The sequence below is a fragment of the Promicromonospora sp. NPDC050880 genome, assembly GCF_044456525.1.
Classification (GTDB): Bacteria; Actinomycetota; Actinomycetes; order Actinomycetales; family Cellulomonadaceae; genus Promicromonospora.
On the sequence record NZ_JBITFV010000034.1, the window covers coordinates 1 to 19,890 of the forward strand.

A 19,890-nucleotide genomic window follows, 5' to 3' on the forward strand; every position below is an offset into this window, starting at 1 on the left:
TCCAGACGCGACATCGCCCCCGCCGCCTCATCGATCGACCGAGCAACCTCCAGATACTCCTGCCCACCAGCAAGCACCAACACCGGATCACCAGGCGTCGGATCCACATCCAGACCCACCGGCGACCAATCCGCCGGCCTCACAACGCACCACCCGGGCCACCACCCGACGAAGGAGCAGCCTCATCGCCCTCCATCGCCCTGGCCAGATCCCTATCAATATCCGTGAACGCCTGCGCCACCTGCGTCGAGGCCTCCGCCAGCTTGCGCAAGTTCTCCGTCATCTTGCCCCGCGTGTCATCCCACTTGTGCGCGAAATCCCGCACCACCCCCGCCAACCCCTCATGACCCACCGCACCCGCAATCCGATCACTGTTCGCATTCGCGTTCTCGAACTCACCCGCCACCACCGACAAACTCGACCCCAACTCACGCACCGCATCCAGATCAACCCGCAGATCCACCATCACCAGACCTCCGTCCTGTTCGTCGCCGACCGCCGTCGAGTACCGTCACCGAAGCGTGAGGATACGGTGTCCGTGCAGGTCACACCATGGATATAACTCCCCATGCGGGGTGACCCGACGGCGGCCGGGACGACCGGACGCGCCTACGCCGCCATCAGCTCGCGCAGGGCCTCGACCACGAGTGCGTGGTCGTCCTGCTGCGCCAGACCCGACACGGTCACGACGCCGACGATGCCCACCCCGGCCACCCGCACCGGCACGGCCCCGCCGTGCGCGGAGTACTCCTGGAACGGCAGACCGTGGTCGGCGTTGAAGTCGCTCCCCTTCACCCGGGCGCGCAGACCCACCAGGTACGACGACGCGCCGAACCGGTAGACGACCCGCACCTTGCGCTCGATCCAGGAGTCGTTGTCTGGCGTGGTGCCGGGGCGCGCCGCGTGGAACACCTGCTGGGTGCCCTTGCGGATGTCGACGGTGACGGGCAGGTCCCGCTCGGTCGCCAGCCCGACCAGCCGCACACCCAGGTCCCACGCCTGCTCGTGCGTGAACGAGGGCAGGACCAGCTCGGCCTCCTGGGCCTCGACCTCGGAGACGACGGCAGTGACATCGAGTTCGCTCATGGCCTCATCCTGGCAGCACCTCAGTCCGTCCCGAACGTCGCCGAGACGTGGTAGACCCCGCCGCCCCAGCCGTCCGCGGGGAACGCGTCGGTCACGCGGATGTAGACCGCCTTGTCCGGCCCGAGGTACGGCGTCAGGTCGAGGGTGTGGTCGGCCTTGTTGGAGCCGTCCCGGACCTGCTCGTCCTCCGCCAGGACCGTGGTCCAGCTCTCGCCGTCCGGCCCGAGGGCCACGACGTACTGGTTGTCGATCGTGAGGGTCGCCTCGGCCGACGTCGCCTCGGCCGGGAACGGGAGCTTGTAGACGAAGCGGCTGGTGCCGTCGGCGAACCGGCTGCCCGCCTGGCTCAGGCCGGACCCGCCCGCGTCCCAGAGCCACGCGACCTCCTCGGTGCTGCCCGCGTCGAAGTCGACCACGCTCGCCACCTGCACCGTGGCGCGCGTGGTCCAGCTCAGACCCGGCCCCGCGGTGACGGTCACGGTCAGCGGATAGCTGCCGTCCGCCACGCCGGCGGGGACCGTCACGTCCAGCGGCACGACCGCCCGGGTGGGCGTCCCGTCCCCCGTGGTGGCGAGCGTCAGCCGGCTGCGGTCCGGGTCGACGGTCCACCCCCGCGGGCCGTCCACCCGCACGTCCACGCGCAGGGGGCGGCGGCCGTCCGACGTGGCCGCGACCCCGACCTCGGTCCGCAGGGCCGACGTCGCACCCGGGCTGGGCATCACCACGAGCTGGTCGGGCGACATGGTCGCGGACAGCGACCGGGCGGGGGCGTCCTGCGGGACGTCCGCGATCAGGGCACTGAGGGCGCTGGCCTGGGTGCGCCAGTCGAAGACGTTCGGGTGGTCGGCGCTCGTGCCGCCTGCCCAGCGCTGCCCCAGGCGGTCGGAGGAGTCCCGGTCGGCCGCCCAGATCGTCTCGGCCTGGTGCGCGGCGAACTCCTGGTAGCGCTGGTCGCCGGTGGTGTCCGCCAGGTCCATCAGGTACCGCATGAAGATGCCCTTGAACTGCTTCTGGTTGTCGTCGCAGGACCGGTCCACCCGGTCGCAGGACTCGGTCAGCACGTCGTCGGTGACGAGTGCCGTGGAGTCCAGGGCGGCGTCGGCCAGGCGGCGCGCCTGCGCGAGCAGCTCCGGGTCACCCGTGGCCCGGTACAGCTCCAGGGGTGCGCCGATCGCCAGGCCCTGGTTGTAGCTCCAGACCGTGTCGCCGTTGCTGGCGCAGGCGTCCGTCAGCCCGTCGTTGACCAGGCCGTCGGCATTGATCATGCCGCTGGCGACGTACCAGTCCCACGCCTCCTGCGACCGGTCGAGCCACACCGTGTCGCCCGGGATCCGGTTGTGCAGCTCGGCGGTCAGCCGCACCCACTGGCCGTTGGTCACGGCATTCTTGTAGGTGCGCTCCTCGTTCCACCAGATCCCGCCACCGCACGTGCTCGGGTCCCAGAACCCGTGCATGAACTCGCCGATGGTGCCGGCCATGTCGAGGTACTTCGCCTCGCCGGTCAGGTCGTAGGCGGTGACCCAGTTCAGCGCCCACCACCCGGCGTCGTCGATGGCGCGGCTGGTGAAGTTGCCGTAGATCTCGTCGGTGGACCGCTCGCCCGCCGGGAACGGCCCCTTGTTGGTCTCGAAGCTGTGGTCCAGCACGTCCACGTAGCTGCGGTCACCGGTGCGCAGCATGTAGTCGCCGATCGTCTGCAGCGCGACGGCCGAGTTCCACCAGCTCGACGGGAACCACGCCTTCTCCTGGTCGTAGGACTCCAGCAGCACCTCGGTGGCCACCCGGGCGCGCGCCACGTCGGCCGCCCCCGCGGCCTGGGGGCCCGCACCGGGCGGGCCGGCGTGCGCGAGGGCCGCTGGCTGGCCCCCGGCGGTCAGGGCGACCGCCACGACGGCGGTCAGCAGGGCATTCCGGGTACGACGAAGCATCGACATCGATGGGCTCCTCCCCCTGGGTGCGGCGTTGCCCCCAGGCGCTCGTGAATTCACCCAAAACCTACAGGAGAAATGGGTGCAATACACCTATTGGGCGAGGTCGCGGCTCAGCGGGTCGAGCTGCCCGGCACGAGCTGCGTGGGCAGCGTCACCTTGGTGACCTGGCCGGCGTCGCGCAGCTGCGCCAGCACGAGCGCGACCGCCTCGTGGCCCATCCGGGACTCGTCCTGGCGGATGTGGGTGAACCGGTAGCGCGCCTGGTCGTAGAAGGCGTCCGGGTGGTCGAAGCAGACGATGCCGAGGTCGTCCGGCACGGTCCGCCCGGTGCGCTGGGCCGCCTCACGCAGCAGCACCGCGATGTTGTACTCGGTGGCGACCACACCCGTCAGGCCAGGGTTGGCGGCCAGGAACTTCTCGAGCCCGGCGATGTCCTCGTCGGGCGCCACACCGCTGCCCGGCACGGTCGAGCGCACCTGGCGGTACTGGTGCGCCGGGTCGAACGGGACGTGCCGGGTCGCGTGGGCGGCGACGACGCCGTCCAGCCGGTCCTGCACCGTCGACACCGTGCTCGCGGCCGAGACGAGGCCCACGTGGTCGTAGCCCGCGGTGAAGAGCACCTCGGCCGCCTGGCGGCCCGCCGAGACGTTGTCGGAGCAGACCGACGACACCGGGACGCCGTCGAACACCCGGTCCAGGATGGTCACCGGGAACGACCGGGTGATCAGCTCCAGCACCGCGGGCGGCACGTACTGCGAGGAGCTGGGCTCCAGGATGAGCCCCTGGACGCCGTCGGCCACCAGCGCGCGCACCAGGTCGCCCTCGGCCTCGCCGTCCCCCAGGCTCCGCTTGACCACCAGGTTGGCCGCCGTGCCCGACGCGTCCAGCAGGCCCGACAGGACCCGGGTGCCGAAGGTGTCGTCGAAGTCGGTCAGCACGCACCCGATCAGCGGCGCCGGCCCGGACCGTGGGCCGGCCGGGCCGGTCGCGGTGGCACTCACCACGACCGTGCCCAGCCGCGGCCGGCGCGTGATGTAGCCCTCGGAGCGCAGCAGGTCCATCGCCCGCTTGAGCGTGATGGCGCTGACGCCGAGCTGCTTGGTCAGCTCCGCCTCGGCGGGCATCCGGTCGCCGACACCGTAGGTGCCCGCGTGGATGGCGTCACGGAGCTGCTGGTACACCTCGACGTAGAGCGGCTGGCTCACGGATGCCCCTTCACCGGTGGGAGACGACCCACGAATCTACCCCGGACCACGGTCATCGCCGCGCCTCCACCGCGGCCCGCAGCTCCAGCGCCATGATCGCGCTGAGCTGGGTCGAGTAGAACACCGGGGGCTGCGCGGGGTGCCGCCAGTCGTCGCCGGCCAGCAGGTGCCCGTCGCGCTGTGCGGTCTCCCACAGGCGGTCCGTGCTGGTACGCACGAACTCCACGAGCGGCCCGCTGGCGGGCGCCGTCGGCCCGAGGCGGTCCAGGAGCGTGCCCAGGTAGCGGTACAGCACTCCCTTGAACAGGCCCTCGTCTCCCCCGCCGCCCTCGCTGCCCACGATCCCGTCGGGGGCGAGCTCGCGCAGCGCCGTCGTGGCGGTCCGGACGGCCCGGTCGACCAGCTCGGGCTCGGGCCGCACGGCGTCCAGCGCGACCGCCGCGCCGATGTACAGCCCCTGGTTGTAGGTGAAGCGCCACTGCGTGTCGACGCGCCCGTCGCCCTCGCGGTTGATGCCGTCCTCCACGAACCCGTCCGGCCCCACCAGCGTCGCGGTGATCCAGTCGAACGCGGTGCGCCCGCGCTCCAGGTACTCCGGGCGCGGGTCGTGGTCGTACAGCCGCGCGGAGAGGATGACGAACGGCCCGTTGGCGGGCGTGTTCTTGTAGTGGAGCTGCTGCTTGCGCCAGGCCACGCTGGCGCCGTGGGTGTCGTTCCACCCGTGCTCGACGACGTGGTCCCAGATGGAGCGGGCGTCGTCCAGGGGTTCGGTGCGCCCGGTGGCCCGGGCCAGCCGCTCCAGGGCCAGCGCGTACCAGAGCATGTCGTCGAAGTAGTCGTTGAACAGCGAACCCCCGTTCCGCCCGCGCAGGTTCGCGCTCGTGGCCCGCGCCGCCGCCAGCCAGCGTGCGTCTCCGGTCCGCGCGAAGGCGTCCAGCCGCACGTCGATCACGTGCGCCAGCCACCAGTAGTTGAACGTCGAGTTGTCGCCGACGGGGTAGGTGTTGTCGAGCAGCTGCGGCTCGGCCGTGCCGAAGAAGTGGTCCAGGCTGCGCTGGGCCAGGTCGGCGCGGGCGGACCAGGGGTTCGGTGCGTTCATGTGGTTCGGGTCGTCCTCACTGCGCGCGGAGCGCGCGTCGTGGTTCGGGGCGCGGAGCGCGCGTCGTGGTTCGGGGCGCGGAGCGCGCGTCGTGGTTCGGGGCGCGGAGCGCGCGTCGTCGTCCTCGGGGTTCACTGCGCGTTGTCCGCCAGGATCTGGTCGCCCAGCTCCTGGGCCTCGGCAAGTGCCGTCGCCGCGTCCACCTCCCCGCCCAGGAACCGTTCGAGGGCGGGGATCAGGGCCTTGCCCTCGACGTCGGAGGCTCCGGGCACGTTCGAGCGCACCTGGGCGTACTCCATGGTCTCGATGAACGCCTGGTACCGGTCGTCCTGCGTGAAGTACGGGTCGTTGGCGGCCTCCACGTTCGCGGGGATCCAGCCGGAGATCTTGGCGAAGTCGACGCCGTTGGCGGGCTGCGTGGTCCACCACTTCATGAACTCCCAGGCGCCGTCAGGGTTCTGTGCGCCCTGCGGGATGACCAGGCCGAAGCCGCCCATGCCGGCGCCCTGGTCGCCGTCGGGACCGACGGGCGGCTGCACGATGCCGTAGTCCACCCCGGCCTCGTCCAGCGCGGTCAGCGCCCACGGTCCGTCGTACTTGAGCGCCACGCTGCCCTCGGCGAACGAGTCGACGCCCTCGCCGAAGCCGGGCTCGTACACGCCGGCGTCGAGCAGGCCCTGCCAGAACTCCAGCACCTCCAGACCCTCCGGGCTGTTGAAGGCGGTGGTCGTGCCGTCGTCGCTGAACATCTGGCCGCCGGCCTGCTTCAGCCAGATGTTGAACAGGCCCGGGTCGTCGAGCGCGAAGCCGGCCACGCTCAGCGTGCCGCCCTCGCGTTCGGTCGCGGCCTCGGCGGCCTTCTTGAGCCCGGCCCAGTCGGTGGGCGGCTCGACGCCGGCGTCGGCCAGCAGCTCGGTGTTGTAGAACAGCGACCGGTTGTCCACGAGCAGCGGCAGGCCGTAGGTCTGGCCGTCGACGACGAGCTCGCCCATCGCCTGCTCGTAGAACTGCCCGGTGTCCACGCCGTCGGCCTCGAGGTACTCGTCGATCGGCGCCAGCGCGTTCTTGGGCACGTACAGCGGGGTCGCGTACCGGTCCCAGAGCACCACGTCGGGCACGCTGCCGGACGCGAGCGCAGTGAGCAGCTTCTCCTCGACGAGCTCCTGGCCCACGTAGGTGACCTCGTACTCGTCCTGGGACTCGTTGAACGCGTCGGCCTGCTGCTGGAGCTGCTTGGCCTGGGCGCCGGACCAGGAGCCCCAGAAGGTCACCTCCTCGGGTCCGCCGCCGGACCCGCCGTCCGACGCGCCGCCGCACGCGGTCAGGGTTCCGGCCAGGACCGCGGCCGCGGCGAGGGCCCCGGCGATCCGTGGTGCACGCTTCATGACTCTGCTCCTTTGCAGTGTGTTGCTCATTTGGTTCCTGAGTGGGCGAAGTTCTCGATGATGTAGCGCTGGGCGAGCACGAAGACGACCAGGACGGGCAGGCTCGCCAGGATCGTCCCGGCCAGCAGGGGCCCGTACTCGGTCTGGTACTCGTTGACGTACCCGGCCAGGCCCACCTGCACGGTGAGCATCTCGGGGTCGTTGAGGGCGATGAGGGGCCACAGGAAGCTGTTCCACCCGGCCTGGAAGGTGAGCACGCCGAGCACGGCCAGGCCGGCCCGGGCCAGCGGCAGGTAGATGTTCCAGAAGATGCGGAACTCGCTCGCGCCGTCGATACGGGCGGCGTCGCCGAGCTCGTCGGGCAGCGCCTGGAAGAACTGGCGCATGAAGAACACCGCGAACGGCCCGGCGGCGAACGGGATGAGCACGGCGCCGTAGCTGTTGATGAAGCCCGCACCGCCCTCGCCGAACAGGTCGTTGCCCCCCACCAGCGGGAACCGGCGCAGCACCAGGAAGGTGGGGACCATGGTGATGATGCCCGGCACCATCATGGAGCCGAGGAACAGCGAGAAGACCACGCCGCGGCCGCGGAAGTGCAGCTTGGCCAGCGCGTACCCGGCCAGGCCCCCGAAGAACAGGTTGGTGGCCACGCCGCCGAGCGCGATGATCGCCGAGTTGGCCAGGTAGCGGCCGAAGGGCCCGTCGGTGAACAGGGTCACGTAGTTGGCGAGCGTGGGGTTCTCGGGCAGGAGCCGGAGGTAGGACGAGAGGATCTCGCCCTCCGGCTTCAGCGACGTGGCCAGCGTCCAGACCAGCGGCATCACGGTGGTGAGGCTGATCAGCACGACGGCGAGGGTCCACAGCACCCGGCCGGTCACGCTCCGGGCGGTCGGAGGCCGCTTGACGGGCGCCGGTGGCGCGGCTGCGGTCGCGGCGACGACGATGCCCGCCGGTGCGGGGCTGGTGGGCGCGCTCATCGGTCGTTCTCCCGTCCGGTGGCGCGGGCGTTGGCGACGGAGAACACGAGGATGACGAGGAACAGCACGAACGACAGTGCCGAGGCGTATCCCATCTCCAGCCGGCCGAACCCGCGGTCGTAGATGTAGTAGACGAGGGTGAGGGTCGAGTTGCCGGGGCCGCCCTTGGTCAGCACGTACGCCTGGTCGAACACCTGGAAGGCGGCGATGAGCAGCAGCGTGAGGATGAGGAACGTGGCCCGGGAGATGGCCGGCAGGGTCACGTGCCAGAACACCCGGAACGCCCCGGCCCCGTCGACGCGGGCGGCGTCCACGAGCTCGCCGGGCACGCCCTGGAGCGCGCCGAGGTAGATGATCATGTTGGCGCCGAACCCGGCCCAGACGCTCATCATGACGATGGCGATCATGGCCCAGCGGGACTCGTACAACCACGCCGGGCCGTCGATGCCGAACCAGCCGAGCACCGCGTTGAGCAGTCCGTACTGGGGGTTGAGCAGCCAGAACCAGATGGCGGCGGTCGCGACGGTCGAGGAGACGACCGGGATGTAGAACAGGGTGCGGAACACACGCGAGACGCGGGTGCTGCGATTCAGCAGCAGCGCGGTGCCGAGCGCGACCACCAGGCCGGCCGGCACGTACAGCACCGTGTAGAGCGCGGTGTTGCGCACGGCCACCCAGAAGATCGGGTCACCGGCGATGCGGGCGTAGTTGTCCAGGCCCACCCACTGGAAGTCGCCGATGACGGCGTAGTCGGTCAGGCTCAGGCCGACCGCCATGACCACCGGGAGCAGCAGGAAGACCGCGAACAGCAGCACCGGTACCGCGAGGAAGATCCACGCGCTGATGGTCTGCTGGCGTCGGGTGGCGCTGACCGCCGGCGCCGGGGCACTGCTGAGCTTCATGGTCCGAACTCCGTCGTCCGTGTTCTCACCGGGACGTCGTCGACCCGGCTGCCCGCAGCGTAGGGAGCGCTTTACCCCTATGTCAACGTATAGAAATAGGGGTAATAGTAGAAGACGTCGGCGGCGGACCGCGTGACGCTCGCCTACACCGCGATGAGCACGGCCGCCGCACCGGCCACGACCAGCCCGGACACCTGGCCCGCCGACAGCCGCTCGCGCAGGAGCACCACCGCCAGCAGCACGGGGACGGCCGGGTACAGCGACGCCAGGACGGTCGTGGTGGTCAGCAGGCCCTCGGCGACCGCCGCCCAGTACAGGACGGTGGCGACCGTCCCGACCCCGCCCGCCACGAGGGCCGCCCACGTGGCTCGCCGGGACAGGCGCGCCGGCGCACCGAGCGCCACGGCCAGGGCGACGATGACGGCGACGGACACCCCGCGGCCACCGCGAGGGGCCACGCCCCGGCCTCGGCGGGGATGCGGGCGACGGCGACGAAGTGCGCGGCGATGCCCACACCAGCGAGCAGCGCGTCCGGCACGCCGTCGACCGTGCGCCGCACGCCGCGCGAGCCGCCCGCACCGGGTGCCGGACGGCGGCGCGAGACCAGCCAGACCGCCACCAGCGCCAGGAGGATCCCGGCGACGGCGAGCGGCGAGGGCCGCTCGTGCAGCAGCGTGACACCCACCACGACCGGGAGCGCCACCCCGGCCAGGTCGCTCACCGGGGCGACGACGCTCATCGGCCCACGGCTCATGGCCCGGTAGAGGAACGCGACGCCGACGCCGGTGCCGAGCCCGGACAGCGCGCCCCACCAGAGGGTCCCCGCCGTCGGGTGCCCCGCGGGCAGCAGGACGGCGACCGGGACGCTGAGCACCGTGCCGCCCACCTGTGCGACGGCCGCCACCGTCACGCCGTTCCAGGTGCGGGACACGACACCGTTGACGAAGTGCGTCAGCCCGAAGCACAGGGCCGACAGCAGCGCCAGGACCTCGGTCACGGTGTCATCCCGGGCTACGCCTCCCGCGCTCTCGCCTGCGCCTCGCGCTCGGCGGCCCCGACCGGGCAGTGGTCCGCGCCGCCGTCCAGGCACGACTCCCGGTCGCACAGCCGGCACAGCCACTGGCTGTCCGGCCGTTCGCCGTACACGGCGGTCAGCACCTTCTCGAGGATCCCCGAGAGCGTGTCCCGCTCGTCCGCGTCCAGGGAGGAGAGCAGAGCGCCCACCCGGTCCTCCCGGCTGGTCAGCACCGACCGCGCTGCCTGCGCACCCTGCGGCGTGAGGTGGACGGTCACCCACTTGCCCAGGGACGGACGCCGTTCGGCGAGCCCCCGCCCGACCAGCGCGTCCACCATGCGCGTCGCGGCCGACTGGGTCAGGCCGACCCTGCGCCCGAGCTCGGTGGTGGACAGGCCCGGGGTCGCGGACAGCACCACCAGGGCCGCCGTACCACTGGGTCCGGTCGCGGCAGCCGCGGTCGCCGCCCCCAGCAGCACGTCGGTCACCGCCAGGGACGCCGCGCCGAGCAGGTTCGCCGTCCTGTCATGCATGACTCATGCATATCAAGTGATCCACGTCACCGCAACGGCCGCGTGACCCAGGCGCTCGGAGGTGTGCCGGCGCTGCGGGACCCGGGAGACCGCCGTCGGGCCCCACCCGGCCGGAATCCGGGGCGCCGCGTCTGGCGCGGACCTGCAGCATTCCGCGGGTCCTGGATCGTCATCGGGCCAAGGTTCAGGCACGGGTCGAAGGTCGGGCCGGCACTGGGTTCAGGTTCAACTTCAGGTTGAGAGTTGGCCCGGGCATCGTGCGGCCTCGGACCACCGGCCCCGAGGCGCCGCCCTACCCGGGACGGGGCGGAATGCCGGGCCGCGACCGGCAGTTGAGGACGTCGTGAGCCTCCTGACAGACCCCGCGTTCGACACCCCGGCCTACGACGACTCCGTGCTGGACGACGCCGCCTGGTCGTCGCTCACCGGCGAGCACGCCCACCTGGCCGAGGGCGGTGACCTCGTGCGCCGGTACCCCGTCGACGTCTCCCCCTTCGCCGCGGTGCGGACCTGGGACGACCCCGACGTGTGGGCCGCGATCATCGACCTGGTCGGGTACGACGCCGACTTCCCCGCTCCCCCCGAGTCGGTGGCGCTGCCGGCAGGCTGGACGCGCGGCGAGCTGCACGCGGGCGTGCAGCTCGTCGAGACCGACCGGATCGCCGCCCGGCCGGACCCGGAGGCCGTCGTGCTGGGCGAGGCCGACGTGCCGGAGATGCTCGACCTCGTGGCGCGGGCCAAGCCGGGCCCGTTCCTGCCGCGCACCTACGAGCTCGGCCGGTACGTCGGCATCCGGCGTGACGGGCGGCTGGCGGCGATGGCCGGCGAACGCCTGCGCCCTGCGGGCTGGACCGAGATCAGCGCGGTCGCCACGGACGAGCGGTACCGCGGGCAGGGCCTGGCCTCACGCCTCGTGCTCGACGTGGTGCACCACGTCCACGAGCGCGGCGCCCGGGCGCTGATGCACGCCGCGGCGGGCAACACGAACGCGATCCGGCTCTACGAGAGCCTCGGGTTCGTGCTGCGCCGCCGCAACGAGTTCGGGACTGTGCGCACCCCGTCCGCCGCCTGACGTCTTCGGGGTCGCGTCACGTCCGTGGTGGGCCGGCGTCAGTGGCCGGCCGGGGCCTCCTCCGTCTTCTTCCGGGACGGCAGCAGGTGCAGCACAGCCACCACGACGGCGCCGACCACGAGGCCGACCACGGCGGAGCAGAACGTGTTGAACAGCCAGCCCAGCGTCCCGCCGAGAGCGCCGGTCGCGTCGTGGATCGCCACCTCCAGGTGGTGCACCCACTCATAGGGCGCCGGCACCCAGCCGGTGCCGTCGGCACCGAGGTTGACCAGCAGGATGTGCCCGCCCACCCACAGCATCGCGACGGTGCCGACCACGGAGATCACGGCCAGCACCCGCGGCATCGCCTTGACCAGGCCCCGGCCCAGCCGCCGGGAGAAGCCGGAGTCCCGCTCGGCGAGCCGCAGCCCCACGTCGTCCATCTTCACGATGGCCGCCACGATGCCGTAGACGATGACCGTGATGACCAGGGCCACCACGACCAGGATCGCCAGCCGCGACCAGAACGGCTGGTCGGCCACCTCGGCGAGCGCGATCACCATGATCTCGGCCGACAGGATCAGGTCGGTGCGGATCGCGCCCGCGATCATCTTCTGCTCCGCCTCGGGGCTGACCTCGGTGGCGGGCACCTCGGCGTCGTGGTGGCCGGAGACCTTGTGCCAGATCTTCTCCGCGCCCTCGTACGCCAGGTAGGTGCCGCCGACCATGAGGATGATCGGCAGCGCCCACGGCAGGAACTGGCTGAGCAGCAGGGCGGCCGGGAGGATGAAGATCAGCTTGTTCCGGATCGACCCGATCGCGATCTTCTTCACGATGGGCAGCTCGCGCTGCGCCGCGACGCTCCGCAGGTACTGGGGTGTGACGGCGGTGTCGTCCACCACCACGCCCGCGGCCTTCGCGGTGGCGCGCCCCGCGGCCGCGCCGACGTCGTCGATGGACGCCGCCGCCAGCTTCGCGAGCGCCGCGATGTCGTCCAGGAGTCCCATCAGGCCGCCCACGGCGCCTCCCGGTGCGATCGATGTGTCGTCATGCCCGCAGCCTATGCAACACGGCCGCCCCGGGCGTCACCGGCGCAGCGGGGTGAGCTGCACGTAGTCGAGGTTCCAGTTCTGGTAGGCGCCGGAGGGCAGGTCGATCCGGAGCGTGTGCGTGCCCTTCTCCAGCCGCTGGGCGACACCGCTCGGCTGGAGCACCTGCTTCGCGTGGCTGGTGGTGTTCGCGACCTCGACCGGCGGGCCGGCGGTACCGCCGTCGAACGTCACGGTGTAGGTACCCGCCGGCGAGTAGGGCGACGAGGCGCGCACGGCCACCTCGTAGGTGCCGTCCCGGGGCACCTCGACCGCATAGGTGAGCCACTCGCCGCCGCGCATCCAGCCGAGGCTGACGGCGCCGTCCAGGTCCTGGACGTCCACGCCCTCCCCCGGGCGCATCTGGAGGTTGCTGCGGTTGGCGGCCTCCAGGTCGTGGTAGCCCACGCCCTCGCCGGGCAGGAAGTCCTCGGCCTGGACGCGGACGGCGCCGCGCGGCAGCGGGTCGCCCTCCCCCGTGCGCAGCCAGCGCTCGATCTTCTCGACGTCGTCGGTCTGGAAGATCGTGGTGCGGTATCCCTCGACCAGCGCCTGCCAGCCGCGCAACGGATCGATCAGCGAGGCCTCGTCGGTCATCCGCTCCGACAGGCCGTCCCACATCGTGTTGCTCCAGACCCGGCTCCCGCTCGCCACCCGGTCGAGGAACGGACGGCGCGCGACGGCGTCCGCGGTGCTGTCGAAGTTGACCTCGTAGGCCACGGGCTGGTCGTCGCCGAACCGGTCGACGTCCGCGAGGTTCGCGTCGGTGACCATGTGCATGTAGACGGCGCCGCGGTGCGTGGCGCGGAACTCCTGGACCTGGTCCACGGGTGCGTCCGACTTGAACAGGCCGTTGCGCACCGTGCCGGTCTCGGTCAGCACGTCCCAGATCTCCTCCCGGAACGGCCAGCCCTTGTCGAGGTTGACCAGGCCGCGGTCCTTGGCCAGGAGCATCGCCTCGGCCAGCGTCGGCACGTGCTCGCCGGTCACCGCCGCCTGCGCGCCGCCCAGGCCCTCCCGCAGGCGGAGCTCCTCGATCTGCGCCAGCGTCAGGCTGTCGACCCGGCCCGTGCCGTCGGTGGTGCGGTCGACCGTCGTGTCGTGCATGAGCACGGGCACGCCGTCGGCCGTGAGCCGGACGTCCAGCTCGACGATCTCCGCGCCGTCCTCGAACGCCGCCAGGATCGCGGGCACGCTGTTCTCGGGCGCGGAGCGCCACTGGGCACGGTGGGCCGCCGTGAGGATCTTGGCGTCCGGGCCGTGGTCGAGCAGGTCGCGGTAGGCCCGGTCGGCGGCCGTGCGTCCTCCGAGGCCCGGGCCGCCGTGAGAGACGGCCTGCGCGGGAACCGCCTGCGCGGGAACGGCCTGCGCGGGAACGGCGTCGGCCGGGCTCCCGGCGGGGAGCGGGACGAGGGACGCGACGGTACCCGACAGCACCAGCGCGACGGCGGAGACGACGGCGCCCGCCCGGGCGCCACGACGTGTGTTCATGAGGGTGAGCCTCGCGCCGCCGCCGGCCGGACGGGCGACCGGCAGGCGGCGCGGGGCTGAACACTCGCTGAACCCTGCTCCTCAGCAGGTCGTGGCCGGTCAGCAGGTCACGCGCGCGTCCGCCCAGTCGGCGTGGTCGAAGTTCTTGCCGTCGCCGCCCTCGTCCGCGACCAGCCGCAGCCGCCGCACACCGGTGACGTCGACGTCCAGCGGCACGCCGCCGTCGTCGTTGGACAGCACGGGCGTCTCCGTCAGCAGCACGCCGTCGCCGTAGACCTGGAACCGCACGGAGCCCACGCCGGTGTCCCCCGGCTTGTCGAGCACCTCGTCGTCGATACCGACCACAGCGGTGAACCGCGTGCACGTGCCGCCGAGCCACGCCGTCACGGAGCCGGTGGCGTGCATGCCCACGCCCTTGTCGTAGGTGACGCCCGCAATCCGCAGCGGTCCGCCGTCACCGCCCGCGGCCTCCCCGTTGGACCGGTCGCGCTCGACCGGGCCGTACCCGTTGGTCTCGTCGATCCAGTCGAGGTCGGACACGTGGTGCGTGCCGGTCAGGGACGGCGGCGTCACCCAGAGGGTGGCCTGGCCGGCCGCCGTGAACTGCTCACGTCCCGCGCGGTAGCCCACGTCGACCGGCAGCTCGAACGTGCCGGTGGCCCCGTCGGCGGGCACCTGGACCCGCCACGTGACCCGCGCCGTGCGCCCGGCGCCGAGCCGGGCCACCGTCTCGGTGCCGTGGTCCGCGACCCATCCCGCGGGCAGGTCCGGCGTCAGCCGCACCCGCGTCACGTCGCGGTCGGCCACCGTGAACGCGGCCGTCACCTCCACCGTGCCGCCCGGTTCGACGTCGGCCTCGACCGGCTCGACGTCCAGCGCCGCCGCGGGCCGCGCCTCGATCTCGTCCAGGCAGGAGGCGCCCGGCCGGGTCGCGGCGCACACGACCGCCAGGAAGCCGCCGTTGTCCGCGGTCGGGATCTCCAGCGTCTGTCCCGCGGCGGCACGCACCGTGGTGTGCACCGTGGCCGAGCCGTCCGCGCCGTCGTCGGCGAGCAGGTCGACCACGGCCGCACCGCCGACCAGACCCGCGAGCGGGAGGCGGAGCGGGGCGCCCGAGCCCGCCCGCAGACCGCCGACGAACCAGCGGTCGCCGGACCGGCGCGCCAGCACCGCGTCCCGCCCCGGCGTGCCGCCCAGCAGCCGCACCTCGTCCCAGCGGGCCGGGACGTTCCGGAGGAACGGCAGCGCGGCAGGCTCGGCGTCGTACCCCTCGGGCCGGTCGGACATGTGCTGCCAGCCCGACTCGTACACCACGCTCATCGCGGCCTGCTGGGCGCGCGACGTCTTGTCGTTGTCACGGGAGAACACGACCGGAGTGAAGTCCATGGAGCCGACGACGTTGCGCGTGAACGGCACCACCACGTTGCGCTCGGGGCTCACGCCGTTCTCCATGCCGCGCACCGACTCGTAGCTCATGATGTGCGGCCACGTGCGCTGCAGGCCCGTGGGCAGCGCCGAGCCGTGGAAGTTGAGCATCAGCTCGTACCGTGCCGTGTCCCGGGCCACGTCCTCGTACCACTGGTGGATCTCCTGGGAGTCGGAGTCCATGAAGTCCACCTTGAGCCCGCTCACGCCCCACGCCTTGAGCCGGGGCAGCCACTCGTCGCGCTGCTCCTGGGTGCGCAGGTCGCGGTTGTGGAACCAGACGATCACGTCGACGCCACGGGTGTGCGCGTACCGCACCGTACGCGGCACCCAGGTGGCGTCCCAGCCCTCGTCGAGGAGCACGTACTCCCAGCCGTTGCGCGCCGACAGGTCGACGAAGTCCCGCTGGCGCGCCTCGTCGCGCGGGCTGGCCGGGTCGGTGAGCCAACTCCAGCTCGACCGGCCCGGCCGGATCCAGTCCGCCCCCGGGTCCAGCGCGGCGGGCGTCGCCAGGTCGTCCACCAGGTTCGAGCCGACGACGCCGGGCAGGTCACCGACCACCGCCACCCGCCACGGGCTCGCCACACCACCGGCCGAGGCCCCGGACGACGTCACCGGGCGCCCCTCGAACAGCTCGACGGAGTAGCGCAGCGTGCCCGGCTCGTGCGCCAGGTGCGTGCCGGACCACTGGCCGCGCACGTCGGACTCCGTGACCAGCGCGTACCGGTCGCCCTGCTGGAACAGCACCGGGTACCCGACGCTCGTGGCCCCGTGGCCCTCCACCGCCGTGGTGGTGGCCCACTCCGCCTCGTAGTTCACGGCGTACGAGCGCTGCATCCACGCGGGTCCGTCGGCAGCCGGCTCCCACGCGCCGGACTCGTCGTCCACCCGGTGCTCACCGGGACCGTCCAGCAGGTAGCGGTAGGCCACGCCGTCGCGGGCCACGCGGACCGCGATGCCGAGCCGGGCGCCCGCGGCGTCCTCGAACGTGAAGACCGACTCGCGGTGGTCGTAGGAGCGGCGGAGGCTCTTGCCCGTCGTCATGGCGTACGTGTCGGCGACCCGCCGGTCCTGACGGCTCACGAACGTCAGGCCCGTGGTGAGGTCACCGTCGCTGCCGCGCAGCCCCAGCCGGGTCGCCGAGAGCACCGTGGCGCCGTCGGCGACCACGTCGAGCGTGACCTGCCCGGCATCGTCCAGCCGCAGCACCCCGTCGAGCCCGGAGCCGCGCGGCCCGTCCACGCGCCACACGCCGACGCCGTCCGGCGGGTCGCCCGCCGCGGTGGCGCCCGTGACGGGCGCGGCGCTCGCGGTGCCGCCGACGACGAGGCCGCTGGCGGCCAGCGCGATCACTGACACCGCTGTCATCAGCTGGGACACAGGACCGAACGCAGGTAGGTGCTTCACGAGGTCTCCCTTGACTCCGGCAACCGGCGCCCGGTGCGCCGCCGGACAGGCTAGGTAGGCCGGAGGCGACCGGTCAACACCCCGGCCGCGGGCGGGGCGGGGTCGTCCCGGTCACGACCCCGCCCCACCGGTCACGAGCCGGGCCGCAGGTCCAGCCTGCGCAGAAGCTGCGCGTTGAGGGCCACCACGACCGTCGAGAGGGACATCAGGACGGCGCCCGCGGACATCGGCATCACGAACCCGACCGGCGCCAGGACGCCCGCCGCGAGCGGCACCGAGATCAGGTTGTACCCGGCGGCCCACCACAGGTTCTGCTTCATCTTGCGGTAGCTCGCCCGGGACAGCTCGATCACCGACAGGACCGAACGGGGGTCGTCGCTGGCGAGGATGACGCCCGCCGACGCGATGGCCACGTCGGTGCCCGCCCCGATCGCGATGCCGACGTCGGCCTGCGCGAGCGCCGGGGCGTCGTTCACGCCGTCGCCCACCATGGCGACCTTGCGGCCCTCCTGCTGGAGCTCCAGCACCTTCGCGGACTTGTCCTCGGGCCGGACGCCCGCGAACCAGCGGTCGATGCCGAGCTCGGTGGCCACGGAGCGGGCCACGGCCTCGGCGTCGCCGGTGATCATGACCACCTGCACGCCCAGCCCGTGCAGCCGCCGGACGGCGTCCGCCGCCTGGGGCCGCACCTCGTCGGCGAGGCGCAGCGCGCCCACCACCACGCCGTCGCGCAGGACATGCAGGACGATCGCGCCGTCCGCCCGCCACGCGTCGGCGGCGCCGAGCTCGTCCTGGCCGGTCTCCTGCAGGAGGCGCGGCCCGCCGACCCGGACCTCGTGGCCGTCGACCGTCGCCGTCACGCCGACGGCGGGCGACGACGTGAATCCGGAGGCCTGCGACAGGACCGCGCCGCGCTCCTGCGCCGCACGGACGATCGCCCGGGCCAGGGGGTGCTCGCTGTCCTGCTCGGCTGCCGCCGCGAGCGCCACCAGCGCGTCGCCGTCGAGACCCGCGCCCGTCGCGGTGCTGACCTCCGTGACGACGGGCTTGCCCTCGGTGAGGGTGCCGGTCTTGTCGAACAGCACGGTGTCGACGGTGCGCATGCTCTCCAGCGCCAGCCGGTCCTTGATCAGGACGCCGCCGCGGGCGGCACGCTCGGTCGCGATCGAGACGACGAGCGGGATGGCGAGGCCGAGCGCGTGGGGGCAGGCGATGACCAGGACGGTGACCGTGCGGATCACGGCGTCGTCGGGCATCCCGGCGGCCGACCAGACCACCGCCGTGATCGCCGCGGCCGCCAGGGCGAACCAGAACAGCCAGCCCGCCGCGGTGTCGGCCAGGCGCTGGGCCCGCGAGGACGAGTTCTGCGCCTCGGTCACCAGGCGCTGGATCCCGGCCAGGGCGGTGTCGTCGCCGGTGGCCGTGACCTCCACGCGCAGACCGGAGTCGGTGGCGACCGTCCCGGCGACCACCGGCTCGCCCGGCCCCCGGGACACGGTGCGCGACTCGCCGGTGACCATGGACTCGTCCATCTCGGCCCGGCCGTCGGTGATGCGGCCGTCCGCCGGGACACTGCCACCGGGCCGCACGACCACGACGTCGCCGACCACCAGGTCGGCAGGCGCGACCGTCACCACCTGGTCACCCTCGACACGCTCGGCCTCGTCGGGCAGCAGGGCGGCGAGCGAGTCGAGCGCCGACGTCGTCTGCGCGAGCGAACGCATCTCGATCCAGTGCCCGAGCAGCATGATGACGATCAGGAGCGCCAGCTCCCACCAGAAGTCGAGCTGGTGGTCCAGCACCCCGAGGCTCGCCCCGAGGGAGGCGACGAACGCGACGGTGATGGCCAGCCCGATGAGCAGCATCATCCCGGGCTTGCGGGAGCGCAGCTCGCTCACGGCGCCGGTCAGGAACGGCCGCCCGCCCCAGACGTACATGACGGTACCGAGCACCGGCGAGACCCAGGAGACCCAGGCGGCGTCAGGGAGCTCGTAGCCGAGGACCATGGCGAACATGCCGGACAGACCGACCACCGGCACCGCCAGGACGAGCATGATCCAGAACAGTCGCCGGAACTGGGCGACGTGGTCGCCGTGACCTCCGTGGCCGGCGTGGCCGGCGTGGCCGGCGTGGCCGGCGTGGCCGGCGTGATCGGCGTGATCGGCGTGATCGGCGTGGCCGGCGTGGCCGGCGTGGCCGGCGTGATCGGCGTGGCCGGCGCCGGTGTGCTGGTCCGTGTGGCCGGTGTGCTCCATGTGGCCGGTGTGGCCTGCGTGCTCGCCGTGGACCGCGTGCTCCGCGTGGCTCGCGGGTGGCACGTGCTCATGGTGGCGCTCGGCGGTCTCGCCGTGCGCGTGGTCGTGCGCCATGGTCATCCCTTTCTGCCACACCTCGGCGAGGCATGACAGGACCAGATATACCCCTGTGGGGTATCCAGGTCAAGTGTTTCCTTCCGACCGGGGCGCCACTCCCACCACCACTCCCACGCAGGTGTGTTGCTGTGAGTAGACGATGTCTCTCCACAGCAACACACCTGCGGGACGATGTCCTGCCCGGAGCGTCCCGGCGCCGCTCAGTGACCCAGCTCCGGCTCCCCCTCCGTCGACATGCCCGAGTGCAGAGGAAGGAACGCGTGCAGGTGCCCGCGGTCCGCCGCGATGTACTGCATGTCGAGCTGGACCGCGGCCTGGGCCCACGCGTCGACGGCCCGCGAGCGCAGCGCGCCCGCGACGTCGTACAGGCGGCCGGTGCCGCCGGCGTCCGCGGCCCCGGCCACCTCGAGGACGTCGAGCGTGTCCCCCAGCAGGCCGGTCGAGAGCAGCAGGCCGTTGCGCACGATGTTGTGCTCGGAGGAGCCGGGCGGGAGCTCCTCGACGTCCTCCTGGACGTCGTCGACGACGTCCCGCCACTCGCGCAGGTCGGCGGCGTCCGGGGGCGCCCCGTCCACCGCACCGGGTGCCCCGTCCGGCGTGCCCGGCGCCCCGTCCACCGCGCCAGGTACGCCGGACGATGCCCCCTCGTCGAGCGGGAGCGCCTCGTACAGCCCGTCCATGACCGGCAGCAGGCGCTCCTGCGCCGAGACCGCCAGCTCCCCGGCCGCAGCGAGGTTCTCCGTGTTCCGTCTCTCCTCGGCCGCCTCCAGCTCCGCCACCCGGGCGGGATCGACCTCGATCCCGCCCGGCGGGCGGGGGGGGGGGGGGCCCCCCCCCCCCCCCCCCCCCCCCCCCCCCCCCCCCCCCCCCCCCCCCCCCCCCCCCCCCCCCCCCCCCCCCCCCCCCCCCCCCCCCCCCCCCCC

18 protein-coding genes are annotated in these 19,890 nt (G+C 72.7%); 2 read left to right on the forward strand and 16 right to left on the reverse strand.

Annotation, left to right across the window (positions count from 1 at the left end; genetic code table 11):
- Window positions 1-139 precede the first annotated feature (139 nt).
- The 11 genes from ACIBBF_RS26035 to ACIBBF_RS26085 form a co-directional block, all read right to left on the reverse strand.
- Window positions 140-469 (reverse strand): hypothetical protein, encoded by a 330-nt coding sequence (locus ACIBBF_RS26035; RefSeq protein ID WP_397419260.1) that lies wholly within the window; start codon window positions 467-469, stop codon window positions 140-142.
- A 140-nt stretch (window positions 470-609) separates the two neighbouring features.
- Window positions 610-1,086 carry a heme-degrading domain-containing protein gene (locus ACIBBF_RS26040; protein WP_397419262.1) on the reverse strand — a complete coding sequence of 159 codons (477 nt, stop codon included), beginning with the start codon at window positions 1,084-1,086 and terminating at the stop codon, window positions 610-612.
- A 20-nt stretch (window positions 1,087-1,106) separates the two neighbouring features.
- Window positions 1,107-3,020, reverse strand: coding sequence for a glycoside hydrolase family 76 protein (locus tag ACIBBF_RS26045; protein ID WP_397419264.1), 1,914 nt, complete (start codon window positions 3,018-3,020; stop codon window positions 1,107-1,109).
- Between the two features lie 107 nt (window positions 3,021-3,127).
- A complete protein-coding gene (locus tag ACIBBF_RS26050) occupies window positions 3,128-4,222 on the reverse strand; it encodes a GntR family transcriptional regulator (RefSeq protein ID WP_397419266.1) in 1,095 nt (364 codons plus the stop codon).
- A gap of 52 nt (window positions 4,223-4,274) precedes the next feature.
- Window positions 4,275-5,321 carry a glycoside hydrolase family 76 protein gene (locus tag ACIBBF_RS26055; RefSeq protein ID WP_397419268.1) on the reverse strand — a complete coding sequence of 349 codons (1,047 nt, stop codon included), beginning with the start codon at window positions 5,319-5,321 and terminating at the stop codon, window positions 4,275-4,277.
- 131 nt (window positions 5,322-5,452) lie between these two features.
- Window positions 5,453-6,706, reverse strand: coding sequence for an ABC transporter substrate-binding protein (locus tag ACIBBF_RS26060; protein ID WP_397419270.1), 1,254 nt, complete (start codon window positions 6,704-6,706; stop codon window positions 5,453-5,455).
- Window positions 6,707-6,732: 26 nt separating this feature from the next.
- Window positions 6,733-7,683, reverse strand: a complete 951-nt coding sequence (locus tag ACIBBF_RS26065) for a carbohydrate ABC transporter permease (RefSeq protein WP_397419272.1) — start codon at window positions 7,681-7,683, stop codon at window positions 6,733-6,735.
- The gene (locus ACIBBF_RS26070; RefSeq protein ID WP_397419274.1) at window positions 7,680-8,585 is read right to left on the reverse strand and encodes a carbohydrate ABC transporter permease; all 906 of its coding nucleotides are present in this window, start codon (window positions 8,583-8,585) and stop codon (window positions 7,680-7,682) included. Before ACIBBF_RS26070 ends, ACIBBF_RS26065 begins: the two co-directional genes overlap by 4 nt.
- A gap of 143 nt (window positions 8,586-8,728) precedes the next feature.
- Window positions 8,729-8,965, reverse strand: coding sequence for an EamA family transporter (locus tag ACIBBF_RS26075; RefSeq protein WP_397419294.1), 237 nt, complete (start codon window positions 8,963-8,965; stop codon window positions 8,729-8,731).
- The gene (locus tag ACIBBF_RS26080) at window positions 8,869-9,582 is read right to left on the reverse strand and encodes an EamA family transporter (protein WP_397419276.1); all 714 of its coding nucleotides are present in this window, start codon (window positions 9,580-9,582) and stop codon (window positions 8,869-8,871) included. The genes ACIBBF_RS26075 and ACIBBF_RS26080 overlap by 97 nt, the downstream gene beginning before the upstream one ends.
- A 14-nt stretch (window positions 9,583-9,596) precedes the next feature.
- Entirely contained in the window at window positions 9,597-10,133 is a 537-nt protein-coding gene (locus tag ACIBBF_RS26085) for a MarR family winged helix-turn-helix transcriptional regulator (protein WP_397419278.1), read from the reverse strand.
- Window positions 10,134-10,476: 343 nt separating this feature from the next.
- On the opposite strand from ACIBBF_RS26085, the gene ACIBBF_RS26090 reads away from it, so the two are divergent.
- Window positions 10,477-11,205 (forward strand): GNAT family N-acetyltransferase, encoded by a 729-nt coding sequence (locus ACIBBF_RS26090; protein ID WP_397419280.1) that lies wholly within the window; start codon window positions 10,477-10,479, stop codon window positions 11,203-11,205.
- A gap of 38 nt (window positions 11,206-11,243) precedes the next feature.
- Here ACIBBF_RS26090 and ACIBBF_RS26095 read toward each other — a convergent pair whose 3' ends face one another.
- The 4 genes from ACIBBF_RS26095 to ACIBBF_RS26110 all read right to left on the reverse strand — a co-directional run bounded on the left by ACIBBF_RS26095 (window position 11,244) and on the right by ACIBBF_RS26110 (window position 18,649).
- Window positions 11,244-12,191 carry a DUF808 domain-containing protein gene (locus ACIBBF_RS26095; protein ID WP_397419282.1) on the reverse strand — a complete coding sequence of 316 codons (948 nt, stop codon included), beginning with the start codon at window positions 12,189-12,191 and terminating at the stop codon, window positions 11,244-11,246.
- A 78-nt stretch (window positions 12,192-12,269) separates the two neighbouring features.
- A complete protein-coding gene (locus ACIBBF_RS26100) occupies window positions 12,270-13,763 on the reverse strand; it encodes a glycerophosphodiester phosphodiesterase family protein (RefSeq protein WP_397419284.1) in 1,494 nt (497 codons plus the stop codon).
- A 99-nt stretch (window positions 13,764-13,862) separates the two neighbouring features.
- Window positions 13,863-16,556, reverse strand: a complete 2,694-nt coding sequence (locus ACIBBF_RS26105; RefSeq protein WP_397419286.1) for a glycoside hydrolase family 97 catalytic domain-containing protein — start codon at window positions 16,554-16,556, stop codon at window positions 13,863-13,865.
- 170 nt (window positions 16,557-16,726) lie between these two features.
- Window positions 16,727-18,649, reverse strand: a complete 1,923-nt coding sequence (locus ACIBBF_RS26110) for a heavy metal translocating P-type ATPase (RefSeq protein WP_397419288.1) — start codon at window positions 18,647-18,649, stop codon at window positions 16,727-16,729.
- A gap of 39 nt (window positions 18,650-18,688) precedes the next feature.
- Between ACIBBF_RS26110 and ACIBBF_RS26115 the strand changes: the two genes are divergently transcribed.
- Complete coding sequence (locus tag ACIBBF_RS26115; protein ID WP_397419290.1) at window positions 18,689-19,000, forward strand: hypothetical protein; 312 nt, start codon at window positions 18,689-18,691, stop codon at window positions 18,998-19,000.
- A 167-nt stretch (window positions 19,001-19,167) separates the two neighbouring features.
- On the opposite strand, the gene ACIBBF_RS26120 is transcribed toward ACIBBF_RS26115, so the two are convergent.
- Window positions 19,168-19,746, reverse strand: coding sequence for a hypothetical protein (locus tag ACIBBF_RS26120; protein ID WP_397419292.1), 579 nt, complete (start codon window positions 19,744-19,746; stop codon window positions 19,168-19,170).
- Window positions 19,747-19,890: the final 144 nt, after the last annotated feature.

Excerpts from the sequence above, each read along its gene's own strand:
- ACIBBF_RS26040 (WP_397419262.1), bottom strand. The coding sequence starts at position 1,086 with ATGAGCGAACTCGATGTCACTGCCGTCGTCTCCGAGGTCGAGGCCCAG.
- ACIBBF_RS26045 (WP_397419264.1), bottom strand. The coding sequence starts at position 3,020 with ATGTCGATGCTTCGTCGTACCCGGAATGCCCTGCTGACCGCCGTCGTG.
- ACIBBF_RS26055 (WP_397419268.1), bottom strand. The coding sequence starts at position 5,321 with ATGAACGCACCGAACCCCTGGTCCGCCCGCGCCGACCTGGCCCAGCGC.
- ACIBBF_RS26060 (WP_397419270.1), bottom strand. The coding sequence starts at position 6,706 with ATGAAGCGTGCACCACGGATCGCCGGGGCCCTCGCCGCGGCCGCGGTC.
- ACIBBF_RS26065 (WP_397419272.1), bottom strand. The coding sequence starts at position 7,683 with ATGAGCGCGCCCACCAGCCCCGCACCGGCGGGCATCGTCGTCGCCGCG.
- ACIBBF_RS26070 (WP_397419274.1), bottom strand. The coding sequence starts at position 8,585 with ATGAAGCTCAGCAGTGCCCCGGCGCCGGCGGTCAGCGCCACCCGACGC.
- ACIBBF_RS26085 (WP_397419278.1), bottom strand. The coding sequence starts at position 10,133 with ATGCATGACAGGACGGCGAACCTGCTCGGCGCGGCGTCCCTGGCGGTG.
- ACIBBF_RS26095 (WP_397419282.1), bottom strand. The coding sequence starts at position 12,191 with ATGGGACTCCTGGACGACATCGCGGCGCTCGCGAAGCTGGCGGCGGCG.
- ACIBBF_RS26100 (WP_397419284.1), bottom strand. The coding sequence starts at position 13,763 with ATGAACACACGTCGTGGCGCCCGGGCGGGCGCCGTCGTCTCCGCCGTC.
- ACIBBF_RS26105 (WP_397419286.1), bottom strand. The coding sequence starts at position 16,556 with ATGACAGCGGTGTCAGTGATCGCGCTGGCCGCCAGCGGCCTCGTCGTC.
- ACIBBF_RS26110 (WP_397419288.1), bottom strand. The coding sequence starts at position 18,649 with ATGCTCGTCCTGGCGGTGCCGGTGGTCGGTCTGTCCGGCATGTTCGCC.